At 37.8% G+C, this 16,388-nt stretch carries 13 protein-coding genes; 7 read left to right on the forward strand and 6 right to left on the reverse strand.

The genetic code is table 11. From position 1 onward, the window contains the following. Positions 1–14: 14 nt before the first annotated feature. From ureG to H4J76_RS02775, 3 genes are all read left to right on the forward strand, one after another. Positions 15–626, forward strand: coding sequence for an urease accessory protein UreG (gene ureG, locus H4J76_RS02765; protein ID WP_182172872.1), 612 nt, complete (start codon positions 15–17; stop codon positions 624–626). A 72-nt stretch (positions 627–698) separates the two neighbouring features. Continuing rightward, positions 699–887, forward strand: a complete 189-nt coding sequence (locus H4J76_RS02770) for a hypothetical protein (protein WP_182217028.1) — start codon at positions 699–701, stop codon at positions 885–887. A 184-nt stretch (positions 888–1,071) separates the two neighbouring features. Next, the gene (locus H4J76_RS02775; RefSeq protein ID WP_182217030.1) at positions 1,072–1,764 is read left to right on the forward strand and encodes a DUF2982 domain-containing protein; all 693 of its coding nucleotides are present in this window, start codon (positions 1,072–1,074) and stop codon (positions 1,762–1,764) included. On the opposite strand, the gene H4J76_RS02780 is transcribed toward H4J76_RS02775, so the two are convergent. From H4J76_RS02780 to H4J76_RS02790, 3 genes are read right to left on the reverse strand one after another with little or no spacing between them, the layout of a single operon-like run. After that, positions 1,761–3,836, reverse strand: a complete 2,076-nt coding sequence (locus tag H4J76_RS02780; RefSeq protein WP_182217032.1) for a DUF3488 and transglutaminase-like domain-containing protein — start codon at positions 3,834–3,836, stop codon at positions 1,761–1,763. The genes H4J76_RS02775 and H4J76_RS02780 overlap by 4 nt on opposite strands. Next, entirely contained in the window at positions 3,833–4,870 is a 1,038-nt protein-coding gene (locus tag H4J76_RS02785; RefSeq protein WP_182217034.1) for a DUF58 domain-containing protein, read from the reverse strand. The genes H4J76_RS02780 and H4J76_RS02785 overlap by 4 nt, the downstream gene beginning before the upstream one ends. A gap of 9 nt (positions 4,871–4,879) precedes the next feature. Next, entirely contained in the window at positions 4,880–5,812 is a 933-nt protein-coding gene (locus H4J76_RS02790) for a MoxR family ATPase (RefSeq protein ID WP_182217036.1), read from the reverse strand. A gap of 361 nt (positions 5,813–6,173) precedes the next feature. Here H4J76_RS02790 and H4J76_RS02795 point away from each other — a divergent pair, with 361 nt between their 5' ends. Next, positions 6,174–7,871 carry a proline--tRNA ligase gene (locus H4J76_RS02795; protein ID WP_182217038.1) on the forward strand — a complete coding sequence of 566 codons (1,698 nt, stop codon included), beginning with the start codon at positions 6,174–6,176 and terminating at the stop codon, positions 7,869–7,871. A 179-nt stretch (positions 7,872–8,050) separates the two neighbouring features. On the opposite strand, the gene H4J76_RS02800 is transcribed toward H4J76_RS02795, so the two are convergent. Then, the gene (locus H4J76_RS02800; protein WP_182217040.1) at positions 8,051–9,373 is read right to left on the reverse strand and encodes a hypothetical protein; all 1,323 of its coding nucleotides are present in this window, start codon (positions 9,371–9,373) and stop codon (positions 8,051–8,053) included. Positions 9,374–9,473: 100 nt separating this feature from the next. Beyond that, the gene (locus H4J76_RS02805; RefSeq protein WP_182217041.1) at positions 9,474–10,064 is read right to left on the reverse strand and encodes a hypothetical protein; all 591 of its coding nucleotides are present in this window, start codon (positions 10,062–10,064) and stop codon (positions 9,474–9,476) included. Between the two features lie 169 nt (positions 10,065–10,233). Here H4J76_RS02805 and H4J76_RS02810 point away from each other — a divergent pair, with 169 nt between their 5' ends. Both H4J76_RS02810 and yfbR read left to right on the forward strand, forming a co-directional pair. Beyond that, complete coding sequence (locus tag H4J76_RS02810; RefSeq protein WP_070373985.1) at positions 10,234–11,448, forward strand: pyridoxal phosphate-dependent aminotransferase; 1,215 nt, start codon at positions 10,234–10,236, stop codon at positions 11,446–11,448. 23 nt (positions 11,449–11,471) lie between these two features. Beyond that, positions 11,472–12,065: a 5'-deoxynucleotidase gene (yfbR, locus tag H4J76_RS02815; protein WP_070373986.1), complete on the forward strand. Its 594-nt coding sequence runs from the start codon at positions 11,472–11,474 to the stop codon at positions 12,063–12,065. 88 nt (positions 12,066–12,153) lie between these two features. On the opposite strand, the gene H4J76_RS02820 is transcribed toward yfbR, so the two are convergent. After that, entirely contained in the window at positions 12,154–13,704 is a 1,551-nt protein-coding gene (locus H4J76_RS02820; protein ID WP_182217043.1) for an HD domain-containing phosphohydrolase, read from the reverse strand. Positions 13,705–14,106: 402 nt separating this feature from the next. On the opposite strand from H4J76_RS02820, the gene H4J76_RS02825 reads away from it, so the two are divergent. Beyond that, positions 14,107–16,068, forward strand: coding sequence for a methyl-accepting chemotaxis protein (locus H4J76_RS02825; RefSeq protein ID WP_182217045.1), 1,962 nt, complete (start codon positions 14,107–14,109; stop codon positions 16,066–16,068). Positions 16,069–16,388: the final 320 nt, after the last annotated feature.

Below are 16,388 nucleotides of genomic sequence, written 5' to 3' on the forward strand. Positions count from 1 at the left end.
AAGAGAAATAAAAAATGATAAAACAAGTTTTACGCATTGGTGTTGGCGGCCCGGTAGGCTCAGGAAAAACCGCATTATTACGACAGCTATGTTTAGCACTACGTAATAAATATGATATGGCAGTGGTCACCAACGACATTTATACTCGTGAAGATGCTGAATTTTTAACTAAAAATGACGCTCTCGCAGCAGACAGAATTATCGGCGTTGAAACAGGTGGCTGTCCTCATACGGCGATTCGTGAAGATGCCTCAATGAACCTAGCAGCCATTGACGAACTACAAGAACTTCACCCTACTCTAGACTTTGTATTAATTGAAAGTGGCGGTGACAACTTAAGCGCAACGTTTAGCCCTGAACTTTCCGATTTAACCCTTTATGTTATTGATGTTTCAGCCGGAGATAAAATCCCACGTAAAGGAGGTCCGGGTATCACTAAGTCTGATTTATTAATTATTAATAAAATAGATGTTGCTGATTTAGTCGGAGCATCACTTGAGGTGATGGATAGAGATACTAAAAAAATGCGCGGTGATAAACCCTTTGTTTTCTCAAATATGAAAACACAACAAGGTTTGGCCGAGATCATAGCCTTTATCGAAAAAGAAGGCATGTTGCAGATGTAATTTTTGCGATAACGACTTCATTATCTATAGCTAGTAAACATTAAACATTAAACATTAAAAAAAGGATTAACCATGAAATTTATAACGCTACTTGTCAGTTTTATTTACCTCTTTTCGGCGCAAGCATTCGCCCATGATGATCACGGTTTGGGTGAAGGCTCTTTTCATGCATTTTATCATGCTATTTTTTGGACTATATTTGTCCTAGTTGTCTATAAAGCTGCGGTATGGTTTAACCATAAGCGCTCACAAAAAAACTAATCTCCTTTAAGTATGAATAGGACACCACAGATAAATATAGTTATTTGTGGTGATAATATGATGCACTCAAGCAGACATAAACATATATTAATGAACATTGAAGACAGTAGATTTAAAAATACGCTGTTAAACGCACAAATAATTAGGCATATTTGCATTATCAATAAAAAATAATGATGGTTAAATGACTGGTAAAGCTGTGCAACATCCAAGCATAATAATTAAACCCATCGCTAAACATAACGGGATCTCTCTTGTTATTTTTGGCGTGTTACTTTTACTTACTACGCTTTTATTCGCTCAACATTATTGGCAATCATATAGATTCGCCTACATTTTTATGATCCTTCTCTGTCTGGTTATTACTTTGGTAGGTGCAGTTAAACTTTTTGAACCTGCCATTAGCCTCTATTTGACGCCTGATAAAATAACCTTTAATCACCGTTATGGTCACTGGCAATTAGCATGGCAAGATATACAAAATATTAATATTGTTGCTGAAGTTGTTGGTATAGAACGTGAAACATTACCTTATATCGGTATACGATTGGTTCATATCGATAATATTGCTAAAAACATTTCCGTTAGATTAGCGAATAGGTTAATCCATCAACAACAAGGATTAATTATTTATGGGGTATTGCATCAGCTAATGACAATGGAACAAGCTCAAATTAATTTTGAGCCCTTTATTCTATCAAACGGAGAGCCTGTAAAAGGACCCATTGCGGCATTTCTCCATCAAAGTGAACGATTATCTTCTGCTTTTGGTTACCATTTATTCTTACCTGCTGACAGTTTTGACCGCGGCATTAATGAGTTCAGCCAACTACTAAAACAATGTAAAATGGCAAGTTCAACTTATCAAGTAAATTAATGGCTGCCCGTTGACGTTTTTTTAAGCTGCTTTAATTGTTTTTTTAATTGTCTTTGGTAGCGATTCATTTCGATTAAGCACTGCTCTTTTTCCTGGGGGGATAATGCTTGATACATGAGTGCCTCAAAGCATTGGGTATAGCCAATGAAGTTTTTCGATAACATAGGAAATCGTTCAATAACTAACCTTGAAAATTGACTCGCGGGCATAGTGTCAGGCTTTATTAAGCCTTTAGCTTTTAATCGCGTTATTATTTGCTGATACTGAGCTAACCATTTTACCGGCGGTTTATCTTTACCCCTCTTTAAATTAACTAACCACAACACAGCCATCATTAACATTAATGATCCACCAATAACTGCCGCTATTTTCCAAGCCCGAAGATCACCAAACCACTGTTTAAGTAAATCATATTGTTTTTTTGATGAATAACCTAAAACCAATCTTGTCCATTGATAATCTAGCGCATCTAGCTGTAAGCGCAGACTATTGATCCAAGCGAGGTGTTTGTATCGATGTAAATTTAGCAAGTCGTTATTGAACAGGGCATCTTGCTGTAACATTTGTGAAAGCCCACTTTCTACTCGTTCTGGGTTAACCGCCGCCGTGGGATCTACCCTTACCCAACCTTGGCCATTAACCCAAATTTCAGCCCATGCATGGGCATCATATTGGTAGATGCTAAGATGACCACTTTGTTTATTATACTCGCCACCTAAATAGCCAGTGACCAAGCGAGCAGGAATACCAGACGCTCTCATCATAAAAGTAAAGACACTGGCATAATGAACACAAAAGCCTTTTTTAGTTTGATAGAAAAACTGGTCTAATTCATGCCCTAATTTAGCGCCATTTAATAAAGGCGGCGTTAACGTGTAATAAAAGTCTTGTTCTCTAATCATATCCAAAATAGCTTGTGCACGTTCAATTTCATCTGGGTAGTTTAACTTAAGTTGTTGGCCTTGCGCTTTCAGCTTGGGGTTACTGTCGGTGGGTAGTTGTAAACTTGTTAGCCATTGGTAGTCACTTAACGGCGCATCAAGCAACGATTGAGTATAACTACTGATTTGATAACTGGTTGTTTGACTAACAGGCTTACTATTTATAATGGTGTAATTGGGTAATGGCCTGATGGTCACTTGATTATTAGTCAAACTTTTAGGGTCAACCACGGCTAAAGAAAAAAGCCAACGTTGATAACTCGGCTCAACCATGACTTGATAACGGGTTTGTGCTCCGCTTAATGTCGCACGGCTAAGGCTAAGTGAACTTGCCTGCTCCTCAATATTTGCCCAACTATTTTTGCTCTGTTGCCATGTCCGCCCATCAAAAACATCCATAACCATTGCTCGCCAATACAATTGGTTGTATTGCGGGATATCGGTAAAAAACTTCACTCGAAAGGCCAATGCTGAAGATCTGGCTAAATTGGCTATATCTCCCGGTGTAACACTTTCTGCTAAACCTGTTTGGGCAGACTTTGCTGATGGTACTTGCCAAAAAGGCGCAACTCGAGGAAAAACGATAAATAAAACCACAGCAAGCGGAATACTCTTCAACACTGTTATTGCACTTTGATAAAGATTATTTTTAATGTTCAGTGACGCTGAAAAATAGGCTAACAGCAGGCTTAAATTTAACACTAGTAAGCAAAAGACGAAAAGCGACAAAAATAAGGATTGAGAAAAAATAAGCACCGATGCCAGTATAAAAATACCCAGTAGAACAATTTGATAAAAATCTTTGCGGCTAGTTAACTCTAAACTTTTTAAAGCATAAGCAAAGCAAAGCAAATGTAACATGCTTAATAAGACCCCTAATTCTCGACCACTTAGTGCTATAGCAATAGAACCAGAGCAAGCCAGCAATAAGATAATGAGTCGCTGTGGTTTTATTGCTGGCTTAATAAGCGTTAAGCCACGCCAGCATAGACAAACAGCAATAATGAACAACATCCAGAGGGTTAATTCACTAACAAGTAAAGCTAAATTAAGGCACTGACAAACAAGCAACACCCAGGCATGTTGAGGTAATAAGCTAAATTTTTCACCTGTTACTGTATTATTTATCATCGTAGCGACTTAGGATAAATGGCTAGCGCCATTAAACATTCTTTAAAATGAAATTCACCTTGGCTAGGCTGTATTTTTTCTGCTACTAAATCCAAACCAAATACTTGCTCGCTACGGTGGTATTCACTGACTAGAAAACACAGGTATGCGAGTTGCTTCTCCAGTCCGTGATTGGGCATATCGTTAAGCTTTAGCCAACACCTTGTTCCTTGTTGTTGGTGATAATGCTTAGTTAACCGACCTTGACCGCGCGCGAATTGTTTCCATGCAAGACGAGAAAGTGGCTCTCCCGGAAGATAGGCTTTAAGTTCAAAAAAATCATCGACACCCGGTTTACTGCTTTGTGAAAATACATTTTCTTGCTCTGCATCGCCAAAATCACTTTGTCGATAACTTAAAGACATGGCCTGAGGATAAACAATACATTGCTGGTCAAAATCGATTCTTGTCCAGGTGATAAATAAACCTAACGAATATTCACTCGACACTTTCAACCGACCCGGAGTATATACTCCTCGGTTTGGGTAGGAGCAGCAAACATAAACAGTTTGTTCGCCTGGTTCACTTTGAGGGAGATGAAGAACAGCTTGGTCATCAAAGCAAAAGTTAATCGTAAGACGTTTATTAGCTGAAGATATCTTAATAGGAAAGTGTATATTTTGATTTGCATACCCTAGGGCAGTTTTATCTGCAGATATTGCCAAACCCGATAAGTTAAAAAAACTGTGCATCATAGTGGTAATGAACACACTCGCCATTAAGTAACTTAATAACATGATGACATTATTTTGATAGTTGGTTGCTAAAAGGAATAACAACACCACAAAAAAGAGATAAACAACACCAAACCGGCTTGGCATAATAAAAATATTATGATTTGATAATTTATGCTTTCTTGCAGGCGGTATCCGACGCTTTAGCCAACGATTAAATTGCTTATTAGCAAAGCGACTAAGATAATTTTTTATCGGTATTGCCTGTTTTTTCACTGTTGTCTCTATTATTGAGCTAACGCTATTTATAGTTAACGTCATTGATATACATTATGGATTCAGTGGGTTTAAAACATTAACTTGTGCTATAACCTGCGCTGAAATTTTATCTTGTTGCTCACCAAAGCCAAGCGTGGTCAACTCAAGTCTATGTTGACATACCGAACTAAAGACGGTTTGAATATCTTCGGGGATGACATAGGTCCTCTCATCGATAAAGGCCCATGCTTTCGCTGCAGCCACCAGTGCTTGTCCAGCTCTTGGTGATAAAGGTCTACCAGCAAACCCTTGTTGACGACTGACATGATTTAAGGCGATTACATAGTCAATAATATTATCTGATACCGTCACTTGTGATACAGCAGCTTGCATGGCGATAAGTTTGTCGGTATCAACACAAGGTAATAGCTTTTTATAGCTCGCGTGGCTACTTTCACTCTGTAAAATTTGTTTTTCTGCCGCTATATCAGGAAATCCCAGAGATATACGCATCATAAATCGATCGAGTTGTGACTCAGGTAAAGGGTATGTGCCCGCATGTATTAAAGGATTTTGTGTGGCGATAACAAAAAAGGGTTGTGGCAGTGGGTAGGTTGTCCCATCAATACTAACCTGATGCTCTTCCATTGCTTCAAGTAAAGCGCTTTGTGTTTTAGGACTTGCTCTGTTGATTTCGTCACTTAACACCACCTGATTAAAAATTGGTCCTCGATGGAGCTCAAACTTTTTAGTGTCAGGATTAAATATTGAGATACCAATAACATCCGCCGGTAACAAGTCACTGGTAAACTGCGTTCGTTGATAACTAAGTCCAAGCGTTTGTGCTAACACCTGCGCTAACGTGGTTTTACCCATGCCTGGTAAATCTTCTATCAAAAGATGACCTTTTGCTAATAGACACGCCAGAGCTAGACGTATTTCGTTAGGCTTACCTAAAACAACCGAGCCGACCTGAGCTAAAATTGCCGTAACTAAAACTTGCATAAAGTGATCACCACGCCATTTAAAAGAGTTGTTGTCATTAAATATACCTGCAGATAAAGTAACAGAACTGCCAAAATAATATCAACAATTACTTAAGATAAACACCCGCAATTAATACCAAAGGGCGATCATTTTACCTAGCCTTGATACGAAGATGAGCTCAAGTAATTAAAATGTACACTGGCACTTAATGGTTAGACTTTATTTTATTTAATTAAATAACCCGTGCAGATAGCTAAAATTGACTCTTTAATGCGTTAAACTTTATTCATCTGAGTTTATATTTTCCTTTTGCCCATCGCCCCGCCCTGCTAGAATAACCGACAATTATATACTTGATATTTTACGGAACCTTTAGTCAATGCGTACTACTCAATACCTACTTTCTACCTTGAAAGAAACGCCAGCCAGCGCCGAAGTGATCAGTCACCAATTAATGTTACGTGCCGGACTTGTTCGAAATGTTGCTTCTGGTTTATATACTTGGTTACCCACAGGTCTCAAAGTATTAAGAAAAGTTGAAAATATTGTTCGTGAAGAAATGGAACGAGCAGGCGCTATTGAAGTATTAATGCCTATGGTTCAACCTGCTGATTTATGGGAAGAGTCTGGACGTTTAAATGATTATGGCCCTGAGCTACTGCGCATAAATGACCGTCATGACCGCGCCTTCGTTTTAGGTCCAACGCACGAAGAAGTCATTACAAAATTAGTCGCTAATGAAATAAATAGTTATAAACAATTACCGCTGAATATATTTCAAATTCAAACAAAATTTCGCGATGAAATACGCCCTCGATTTGGTGTGATGCGTGGTCGTGAATTTTTAATGAAAGACGCCTACTCTTTCCATTTAGGCGAAGAATGTTTAAAGAAAACTTACCAAATTATGTTTGACGCCTATTGCCGTATTTTCGACCGTTTAGGTTTGGATTACCGCCCAGTCATTGCTGACACAGGTTCTATTGGTGGTGAAGCTTCACATGAATTTCATGTTTTAGCTGATTCTGGCGAAGACGATATTGCCTTTAGTGACGGTAGCGATTTTGCAGCAAACGTTGAGAAAGCTGAAGCTATTGCGCCGCTAGGCGAACGAGCAGAGCCAACTCAGGAATTGACTAAGGTAGAATTAAAGCTTGAACGTTTAATCAAAACCTCAAACATAGATTTAAAAACTACGGTTAAAACACTATTAGTGCTTGGCTCTAGTGCTAAAGGTGAGCCAGAAAAATTCATTGCTCTAGTGCTTCGTGGCGATCATCAACTAAATGAAGTTAAAGTTGAAAATTTATCTGTTATCGCTTCACCTTTAACATTTGCAACTGATGAACAAATATCTGCAATTGCTAACTGCCATATCACCTCATTAGGCCCTAGAGGCTTACCTGTTGACGTTATTGTAGACCGCAGTGCTGCTCATCTAAGCGACTTTGTCTGTGGTGCCAACGTAAACGGTCAATCTTATACTGGGGTTAACTGGAAACGTGATTGTGATGAAATCAACATTCAAGATATCCGTAACATCGTCGAAGGCGATCCTAGCCCTTGTGGTCTTGGTAATATTGTCATTAAGCGCGGTATTGAAGTGGGCCATATTTTCCAGTTAGGCGAAAAATACGCACAAGCAATGAATTGTGGCGTATTAACAGAAAATGGTAAAAATCAAACGTTAACTATGGGCTGTTATGGCATAGGCGTTTCACGTATTGTTGCTGCGGCTATTGAACAAAATCATGATGAAAATGGCATAAAATGGCCAGCAGCTATTGCACCATTTCAAGTAGCGATTGTTCCAATGAATATGGCAAAGTCTGCTCGTGTTAAAGAAACCGCAGAAGCTTTATACACACAATTACAGCAAGCTGGCATTGAAGTTATCTTCGATGACCGTAAAGAACGTCCGGGTGTGATGTTTGCCGACCATGAATTAATTGGTACGCCAATATTATTAATTGTTGGTGAACGTAATCTTGATGAACAGAACGTTGAAGTGAAAAACCGTATTAGTGGTGAAAAATCGTTAATGGCAATCAGTGATGTCATGTCTTTATTTAGCTAAACATCACATTGATTAACGGTGAGATGCAAGGATTCAGTAATAATGACTTGATAGTTGATGGTATTTGAGAAAAACCATCTTCGGCTCTGGCATCCAGGCAGTTGTGAATATAACCCCTCATATTGAACATAAAAACGCGACCTTAAGGTCGCGTTTTTTATTGCTGGCTAGCGCTTTAGTTAGTCTTGATAAACAGGAATTTTACGTAAACGCTCATCAATGCTTTGCAGCATGCTACGATAAACTAACGAATCAATATCACGATAATATTGTTCGAATTTTTGTTGGGATATACCTTCGGGTAAACCCGTCAATTCAGGTAAAATCAAGCTTTCATTAATGATATCAGCCAAGTGTTCTTGCACTTTTAAGGCGCTTTCATCCGAGGTTGTCGCCAGCATTGCCAGGCGAGTTCCAGCCCGATCGGCCATCAAGTCGGCAAAACTAAAACCACTACCACCACTGTTTGAGTCTAAAAATTCTTTTAGCTCGCCAATGGCATTACTTGCGGTACTGGTGCCAAATAGCTGCAAAGCAACGGAGTAAATAAAATGCTTTTGAATATCCACTCTTTCGCGTAACGTAACCCTTGCTCGGCGTATTGTTCGCTGTTGTATTTGCTCCGCTGACAGCTTAGAAATATCCCCGACTAAGAGCTCAAACTTATCGGTACCAAAATAAAGCACTAAGGCCATTAAAGCCGCTCGATTCTCTTTTGCCGGTGAATCAGTTATTGCGGCTAAATTACGTTGTTTTACTAAACCAAAAGTAAAACCAACATATTGAGCAAACGAAAGCTTAAGCGTTTTTGACTGCTCAATCGTGTCAACAAGGCTTTGATAATAAAACCGTATCACCTCAACATCACCATATAACGCAAGTTGGTCACGTAAAGCAAAAAGACTATTTTTATTGCTTAATGGCTCATTTTTTAAATCATCTGAAAGCACAATATCTACAGAAATTTTCTCTGCACTAATATCAACGCTTTTGATCATGCTTAATAGCGTGCTACCAAATTCTTCTTTTACATATAGGTTAGTAAACCATTCAGCCAATTTAAGCAATCCATTACCCGGGAGCGCAACATTACCAATATAAACAGTGCCCAAATCAAGACCTTCCTTTGAAGAAACAAGCATCATCTCCACATTAAGGTATTTTATAAACTTGGGTAAAGGCAAGGCTATAGAAAAGTTAATTAAAGCACTGTCTTTAAATAAAACCACATCAGAGCTTAGTTGTGGAATGGCACGGTGACCAAAAGCACTGAGTCCATGAAGTTCAGCCTGAGTAGCTTGCAATTTAATCGGTTGCTGATCACTCTTTAAAGACTGAATTAAACGCTGAGCAATACGTTTATTTTCTGTCGCCGAATTAGCATCAATTTGATGTATTCTTTGCAACTGCGGCGTTGACTGTAAAGCCATAAAAATGACAATGATAGCAAAGCAAAACAGTGAAACGAACAAGAGTAAAATTCTTTTTAACCAAAGTTTCAAAAGTAAACCTTCATTGTACACAATATTATTGAGCTATATTCTGATTGCCTTACCGATAAAAGTATAGTGATAAATACTACTAATTTATCTAGTTAACTGATCAGCAATCACAAATATCCCAATAAATTTTCCGATCGTATAATTTCGCTAAGCGAATATTAAGCGCCTTAAACGTTGTTAAATTCTTATCATGGGGTTTAAAACATTGCCAAATAAATTGGTGACAGTTATTTTCTATCATATGATAATCTCGGTATTGAAAAATTTGTTGCTGAGCACGTTGCGCGGCAAGTTCACTAGCAAAAGGTTTTGCTGTTGAATCACAAGCAATAAAAATATGTTTTCCTGAGCGCTCTTTAGTAAAGCGTTGCACCGAAATAGCTTTAATTAAACCATTACCATCGAGTTCAACAATTGTATTGTCACCAACCCAAATACCGGTGTGATCAAGTATACCGCCAACGCCACAACAAACAATTGCGCCAATTTCTGGTTTCACTTTTTCCGTGGTAGTAAACAAATCGGTTGGATACTGGACAACCGGAGATTCATGTTCATTAAACCGACCGAGACATTGTACATCACGATAATAAAAGCGTTTTCTTTGCTGTTTCTTGCGGTCATCGGCTAACTCTTTTACCGCGAATGCAGATATTGCAGCAGCCCCTAACCATAATAAAGGTAATGGCATTATTGACCTCCGTGCTTAAATTTCACTCAATTAATAACAAGATGACGCTTTTATTTCATTAATGCTATAAGAAACTTGCAAGTAACTGTTTCAAAGCGGTTGATTATTAGTAACAATGAGGGATACATAATCAACCACAATATGAAAAATATTCTATGAGACGCCGCTAATGAAAAACATCAAAAAATCATCAAAATTGAATAATGTTTGTTATGAAATTAGAGGACAGATCGCCGCCGAAGCCCGAAAGTTAGAAGATGAAGGTCATAAAATATTAAAGCTTAATATCGGTAACCCTGCCCCGTTTGGTTTTGCTGCCCCCGATGATATTTTAAAAGATGTTATTCGCAACCTACCGACAGCTCAAGGGTATTGCGAATCTAAAGGTATTTATTCAGCACGTGTTGCCGTGATGCAGTATTTTCAGCAACAAGGTATATTAGATGTTAGCGTTGAAGATATTTTTATCGGTAATGGTGTCAGTGAATTAATTGTGATGGCGATGCAAGCGTTATTAAATAATGACGATGAAGTCTTGATACCCGCACCCGATTACCCCTTGTGGACAGCATCTGTAGCGCTATCGGGTGGCAAAGCTATTCATTATCGCTGTGACGAAGAAAACCAATGGTTTCCTGACCTAGTAGATATGGCGAACAAGATCACCGATAAAACCAAAGCTATTGTGCTAATTAACCCCAATAACCCAACGGGCGCTGTTTACAGTGAAGCGCTGTTAAAGGGCATTATTGAACTAGCACGTAAGCACGACTTAATTATTTTCAGTGACGAAATTTATGACAAAATTTTGTATGACGAAGCTACACATATACCTACCGCGAGTTTGGCACAAGATGTTTTAATTATTACTATGGGCGGTTTATCAAAAAATTACCGTATCGCTGGCTTTCGCGCTGGGTGGATGGTAATTAGTGGTCCTAAATTTCATGCGGAAGATTACTTAGAAGGCTTGAATATTCTTGCTTCAATGCGCTTATGTGCCAACGTGCCTTGTCAACATGCTATTCAAACAGCATTAGGTGGCTATCAAAGTATTAATGAATTGATAAAGGATGATGGCCGTTTAATCAAGCAGCGAAATCTAGCGCATAAAATGATCAACGAAATTGATGGTTTATCTTGTAACCCTGCGATGGGGGCCTTGTATTTGTTTGTTAAAGTTGACCAAGAAAAATTTAACATTCTTGATGATGAGAAAATGATTTTAGATTTACTCAGACAAGAAAAAATTCTTTTGGTTCATGGCGGTGCGTTTAACATTCAGGAGAAAAATTATTTTCGTTTAGTTTTTCTACCCCATGTTGACGAATTAGTGCCGGCAATGGCCAAACTTAAGAATTTTTTCAGTACCTATAGCCAATAACTACTTATATTAAGGAAATAACCATGCAGAGTACTTTTTTAGCTTGGATGTTCAGAATGCCGTTAATCAAACGTTGGGCGCTAATGTTTTGTGTGAAGCCAGAAAACGTTGCCGAGCACTCACATCAAGTTGCGATTGTCGCTCACTTGCTAGCGGTCATTAAAAATAAGAAATTTGGCGGTAACATCAATGCTGACCGTGTCGCCACTATCGCTTTATATCATGAGGCAAGTGAAACTCGCTATGGCGATATTGTTAGCCCAACTAAATATGCTAATAAAGAAATTGCAAGAGAATTCAAGAAGATAGAGTACCTAGCAGAAAAAGAATGTTTAGCGTCTTTACCTGAAGAGTTTCAGGAACTTTTTTCGGATATTATTGTTCAAGATAACGTTGAAGTCCATTATAAAGCGATAGTAAAAGCGGCGGACATTTTAGTCGCTTATATCAAGGCACTCGATGAGCTCAATCACCACAACCCTGAGTTTTTACACGTTAAAGAGCGATTAGAAATAAAACTAGACGGGTTAAAAAAAGAAATGCCTGAAGTTGAATATTTTATGGATATATTCCTTGAAGCTTGTTCAGCCACGGTCGATAAGATAAGCCAAAATTAAGTTCATGTTAACCTGAAAGTAGAACATTAATAAAAATGTTCTACTCTTTACCTAATTGACAAGAATAACCTCGGTTGCTTATACAGTTTTATAATGGAAATTCACCTGGATTTAACACTCTAATTTGGCAAAACTCATCATAGTTTTCTATAAACACATCAATCATTTTTTCTTCAAACTTTTTGCCGCTTTGTTCAATTAAGAAAGCTTTTATCTCGGTATCAGACCATTTCTCTTTATAACAACTCTCAGAGCCCAAGGTATCAAAAACGTCTGCAATAGCCATAATACGTGCTTCAAGCGGAATTTCTTCACCACTTAAGCCATCGGGGTAACCACTGCCATCCCAATTTTCATGATGGTAATGTGCTAACCTTGCACCTAGCTTTGAAACACTCGTTTTAGATTTTGACAACAATTGAAACCCTGCGTCGGCATGAGTTTTCATAATTTCCCATTCGTTGTTATCAAGCTTGCCCGGTTTATGGAGTAAATTAACGGGAATAACCACCTTGCCAATATCGTGTAGTGGTGCAGCTAAGCGAATAGCATTAACAAAGGCATCACTTAGTTGTAATTTTTTCGCTAACAGTTCACAAATAAGTGCAACTCGATGAACGTGAGCCCCAGTATCTTTACTACGCGTTTCAATGGCTTCTCCAACGATATAGAGCAGTTCTTTCTGAGTTTTCTCTAGCTCATGTTGTTTGGATAAACTATCAAGGATAAGGGCAACATTAGTGGCAAACAACTCGGCTAAACTGGCTTTAAAATGCTCTGCGTCATCTTCGAATTCAATATAAAGTACTGAGACTGAATTGCCTGATGTTTCATAATATCCAACAAATATTTCATCGGTGAAATAATGCTTTTTATTTTCGAACGCTTTCTGGATTAAATGTTTAACATCACTAGAAATATCTGACGCTTCAAGACTATCTGACTCACTCACATACTTACCGGTACAGGCAATAATCAGATTTGAGCTAGTTTCATCATATTCTAATTGGCTTCGGGCAATATAAAGCGCAGAGCTGTCAACATCCATTAAAGTCAATAAGTGTTCTAAAGCAGCAGAGCCAAAAGGCTTGAATTGATTAATTTTCAAAAGATCATGAGTGGCTTTTATTAACTGTTTAAAAGCATCTAAACTACGCTGTATCGTCATTATGTCACGATAAGCGCGAATACTTGCGTAGACAGTTGTAGTCATTTTACCGGCAGTAAAATCAGTTTTTTCTTTATAGTCATTAATATCAAATTCTTTAATCACTTTAGCTTCAGGAGCTGATCCTGCCTGACCCGTTCTTAGAATAAGACGTATTGCTTGGTTTTTTAAGGTATTACGGATCCATTCAACAAGCTCCAAACCTGCATGATCAGTTTCCATAACAACATCAACAAAGGCCATGCAAAAGGTATCATCTTTTAATAATATCTCACGAGCTTCAATAGAAGAATAAGCCGAAACAATTTCCAAGCTTCTGTGTTCAATAGTAGCATCCGCTAAAACCAGTCGAGTGACTTGATGCACAGATTCATCATCATCAATGACAAGTATCCGCCAGACCTTGTGCTTCTTTGGTTTTGACGTTAAGGACTCGCCTGCAGATTCTTCTTTAAAGAGAAAGTTTGACATTATTAATTCGTATTATTGTTATAGTTAACCCTAAGTGTAATAAATATATAGAATATTTCCTGCTATTTATGTAAATAATTGGTAAATATAATAAATAAATCCTTAAAATAATGGGCAATATAATCTAAAACACCTATAGACAAAGCAAAGTGGCTATTCTTCACTGATAAACTTTTACTAATAAAACACAACGAATAGTCATAGATGGCGAGAGAATTTTCCGTGAAGTTTGTTGAGGCTTTTTTAAAAATTTTTGGATTTTTAAAATACTGAAATGGGCAAGTAAGATCGGTCACAGTTTTGTCGTTTAGCCAGTACTTTCGCTCTGACTCATTTGGGCTTGGTCTCAGTATGATTCTCAGTTATATTATGGCTACATTTACGATTATTTAATGAATTTTTATGAATATTCGCTCTAAACTAACGTTGAGCTTTGCTGCTACGGTTATTTTACCAATTATTGCCATTGCAATTGTCAGTATATCAATGACGATTTCTATATCTTCAACAAGCTTTGTGGAACGCACTCAGGATGAATTAAGGCAAGTAGACAACGGCTTTCAGCTGTTCTTCCAACAAATCAAAGCTAACGTAAAATTTTTAGCTCAAAATAAATTGACAACCCAACTTCCTGATAATACTCATACTTATATTGACTCTGATCATATGATGGAGCCAAAAAATGATTCTGTCGAAGAATTAAATTTATATAAGCTATATGAAGATTTTGGTTCATCACACCCTGATTTACTATACGTATACACAGGCACCAAAGAAGGTGGCTTTGTTCAATATCCATTAGAAGTGCTTGGAGGTTATGATCCAAGACAACGTCCTTGGTACAAACAGGCGCTAGCCTCTCCAAACGCTCCAATTATTACTGAAGCATATCAAGATGTCATAGGAAAACCTGTAGTAACTTCTGCATTAGTGGTCAAAAATAAGCAAGGCGACATCATAGGTGTACAAGGTCTAGATGTTACCCTTTCAACATTAACGGATATATTAAGTAATACAAAACTAGGTGAAAGCGGCTATCTCATTCTTATTGATGAGTCAGGAACCGTATTAGCTGATGCCAAAACACCCGAGAATAACTTCAAAAATATTAAAGATCTTTCATCATCATCATTATTTTCCATATTACAAAAAAGTCCAAATCAAGATCATTTTTCTACCGAGCATTTAGGTGAAGATGTTGACGTTGCCAGTTATTATTCAAAAGAACTAAAGTGGCGTTTTGTTGGCGTCATCCATAGCGATGAAATTTTAGCGCCTGCATATAATATGAGTCAGACCATTACCGTGATTGCCTTTATCATGGTTACATTATTTATTGCCATAGGATTTTGGTTAGCCAATCGAATTGTTCAACCTATTAACCGTGTGGCTGAAGGTTTGCGTGATATTGCACAAGGTGATGGAAATTTAACTAAGCGACTAGAGGTTATTGGTCAAGATGAAGTCAGTGAATTGGCTCAATGGTTTAATCAATTCTTAGACTCGATTCATCAGCTTGTCGTTGATATTAAAACCTGTGCATCAACATTAAATGTGGTAGCTAATCAATCGGGTATACAAATCGCTGATGTAAAATCAGTCAGCCATAAACAAGAACAATCAATAAATAATGTGAATAACCTTATCGCAACGATGACAGATATCGCACATCAAACATCAAACGACTGCCAAGAAAGTTCAACGACTATTATGAAAACTGAAGAGTACTCCAAAAAGGGTATTTCGTTAATTTCTGTCACGGTAAGTGAAGTGAGTTCGTTAAATCAATCGTTAAGTGAATCATCTCAATCGATGAAGTCACTTGAACTGGAAAGTGAGAATATTACTAAAATATTAGATGTTATCAGAAGCATTGCCGAACAAACCAATCTTTTAGCACTTAATGCGGCTATTGAAGCGGCAAGAGCTGGTGAGCAAGGGCGAGGCTTTGCTGTGGTCGCAGATGAAGTGAGAACATTAGCGCAACGCTCGCGAGGCGCTACCGAAGAAATTGATGCTGTATTAATGAACTTGCTGGATAAAACACGTGTTGTTTCTCAACAAATGGGCGTGAATGTCGAACAATCGAAACAGGCTATCAATAAAATTGAACAAGCGAACCAATCATTTAACGAAATCAGTACTTTGGTTGGACAAATGAAGGTAAATATCTCGCGTATTACTCAAGCCGCAGATCAACAGTGCAGTTCATCGGACTTGATCAATGACGATATTAGTGGCATTAATCAATCGGCAAAAGGTATTGTTAATACTGCTGATACATTGGCCGATGGATCGAATGACTTACTTGTTTTATCTAAAGATTTAACAAATTTAGTCGGTCGCTTTAAAGTCAATAATTAACACCAATATTAGTATTAAGTAACGAAGCACTATATTTTAACTATTTATACGAACCTGTAACAGATTTTGTTACAGGCTCTAGCCAACTTTTTTGCCCTACTTAAACGCCTTATTCTTGCTTAGTAAAGATTATAAGTAATGAGCCCCATAGACCAAAAATACTGGTGAGGGCATTTAATAAATATTCCTTAGTAACCTAACACCTTATTAGTATGCATTTCGATTTAAACTGTCGACATATCGAGCTGATTAATTCACACACAACATTTTATATAATAGATTTAGTAAGTGGCCAGCAAGCTTATCTGTTTTGAGTGTCT

It is taken from the genome of Colwellia sp. BRX9-1 (genome assembly GCF_014077195.1).
In the GTDB taxonomy this organism is placed as follows: domain Bacteria; phylum Pseudomonadota; class Gammaproteobacteria; order Enterobacterales; family Alteromonadaceae; genus Colwellia_A.

Excerpts from the sequence above, each read along its gene's own strand:
- H4J76_RS02770 (WP_182217028.1), top strand. The coding sequence starts at position 699 with ATGAAATTTATAACGCTACTTGTCAGTTTTATTTACCTCTTTTCGGCG.
- H4J76_RS02775 (WP_182217030.1), top strand. The coding sequence starts at position 1,072 with ATGACTGGTAAAGCTGTGCAACATCCAAGCATAATAATTAAACCCATC.
- H4J76_RS02790 (WP_182217036.1), bottom strand. The coding sequence starts at position 5,812 with ATGCAAGTTTTAGTTACGGCAATTTTAGCTCAGGTCGGCTCGGTTGTT.
- H4J76_RS02795 (WP_182217038.1), top strand. The coding sequence starts at position 6,174 with ATGCGTACTACTCAATACCTACTTTCTACCTTGAAAGAAACGCCAGCC.
- H4J76_RS02805 (WP_182217041.1), bottom strand. The coding sequence starts at position 10,064 with ATGCCATTACCTTTATTATGGTTAGGGGCTGCTGCAATATCTGCATTC.
- H4J76_RS02825 (WP_182217045.1), top strand. The coding sequence starts at position 14,107 with ATGAATATTCGCTCTAAACTAACGTTGAGCTTTGCTGCTACGGTTATT.
- H4J76_RS02810 (WP_070373985.1), top strand. The coding sequence starts at position 10,234 with ATGAAAAACATCAAAAAATCATCAAAATTGAATAATGTTTGTTATGAA.
- ureG (WP_182172872.1), top strand. The coding sequence starts at position 15 with ATGATAAAACAAGTTTTACGCATTGGTGTTGGCGGCCCGGTAGGCTCA.
- H4J76_RS02820 (WP_182217043.1), bottom strand. The coding sequence starts at position 13,704 with ATGTCAAACTTTCTCTTTAAAGAAGAATCTGCAGGCGAGTCCTTAACG.
- H4J76_RS02785 (WP_182217034.1), bottom strand. The coding sequence starts at position 4,870 with ATGACGTTAACTATAAATAGCGTTAGCTCAATAATAGAGACAACAGTG.
- H4J76_RS02780 (WP_182217032.1), bottom strand. The coding sequence starts at position 3,836 with ATGATAAATAATACAGTAACAGGTGAAAAATTTAGCTTATTACCTCAA.
- yfbR (WP_070373986.1), top strand. The coding sequence starts at position 11,472 with ATGCAGAGTACTTTTTTAGCTTGGATGTTCAGAATGCCGTTAATCAAA.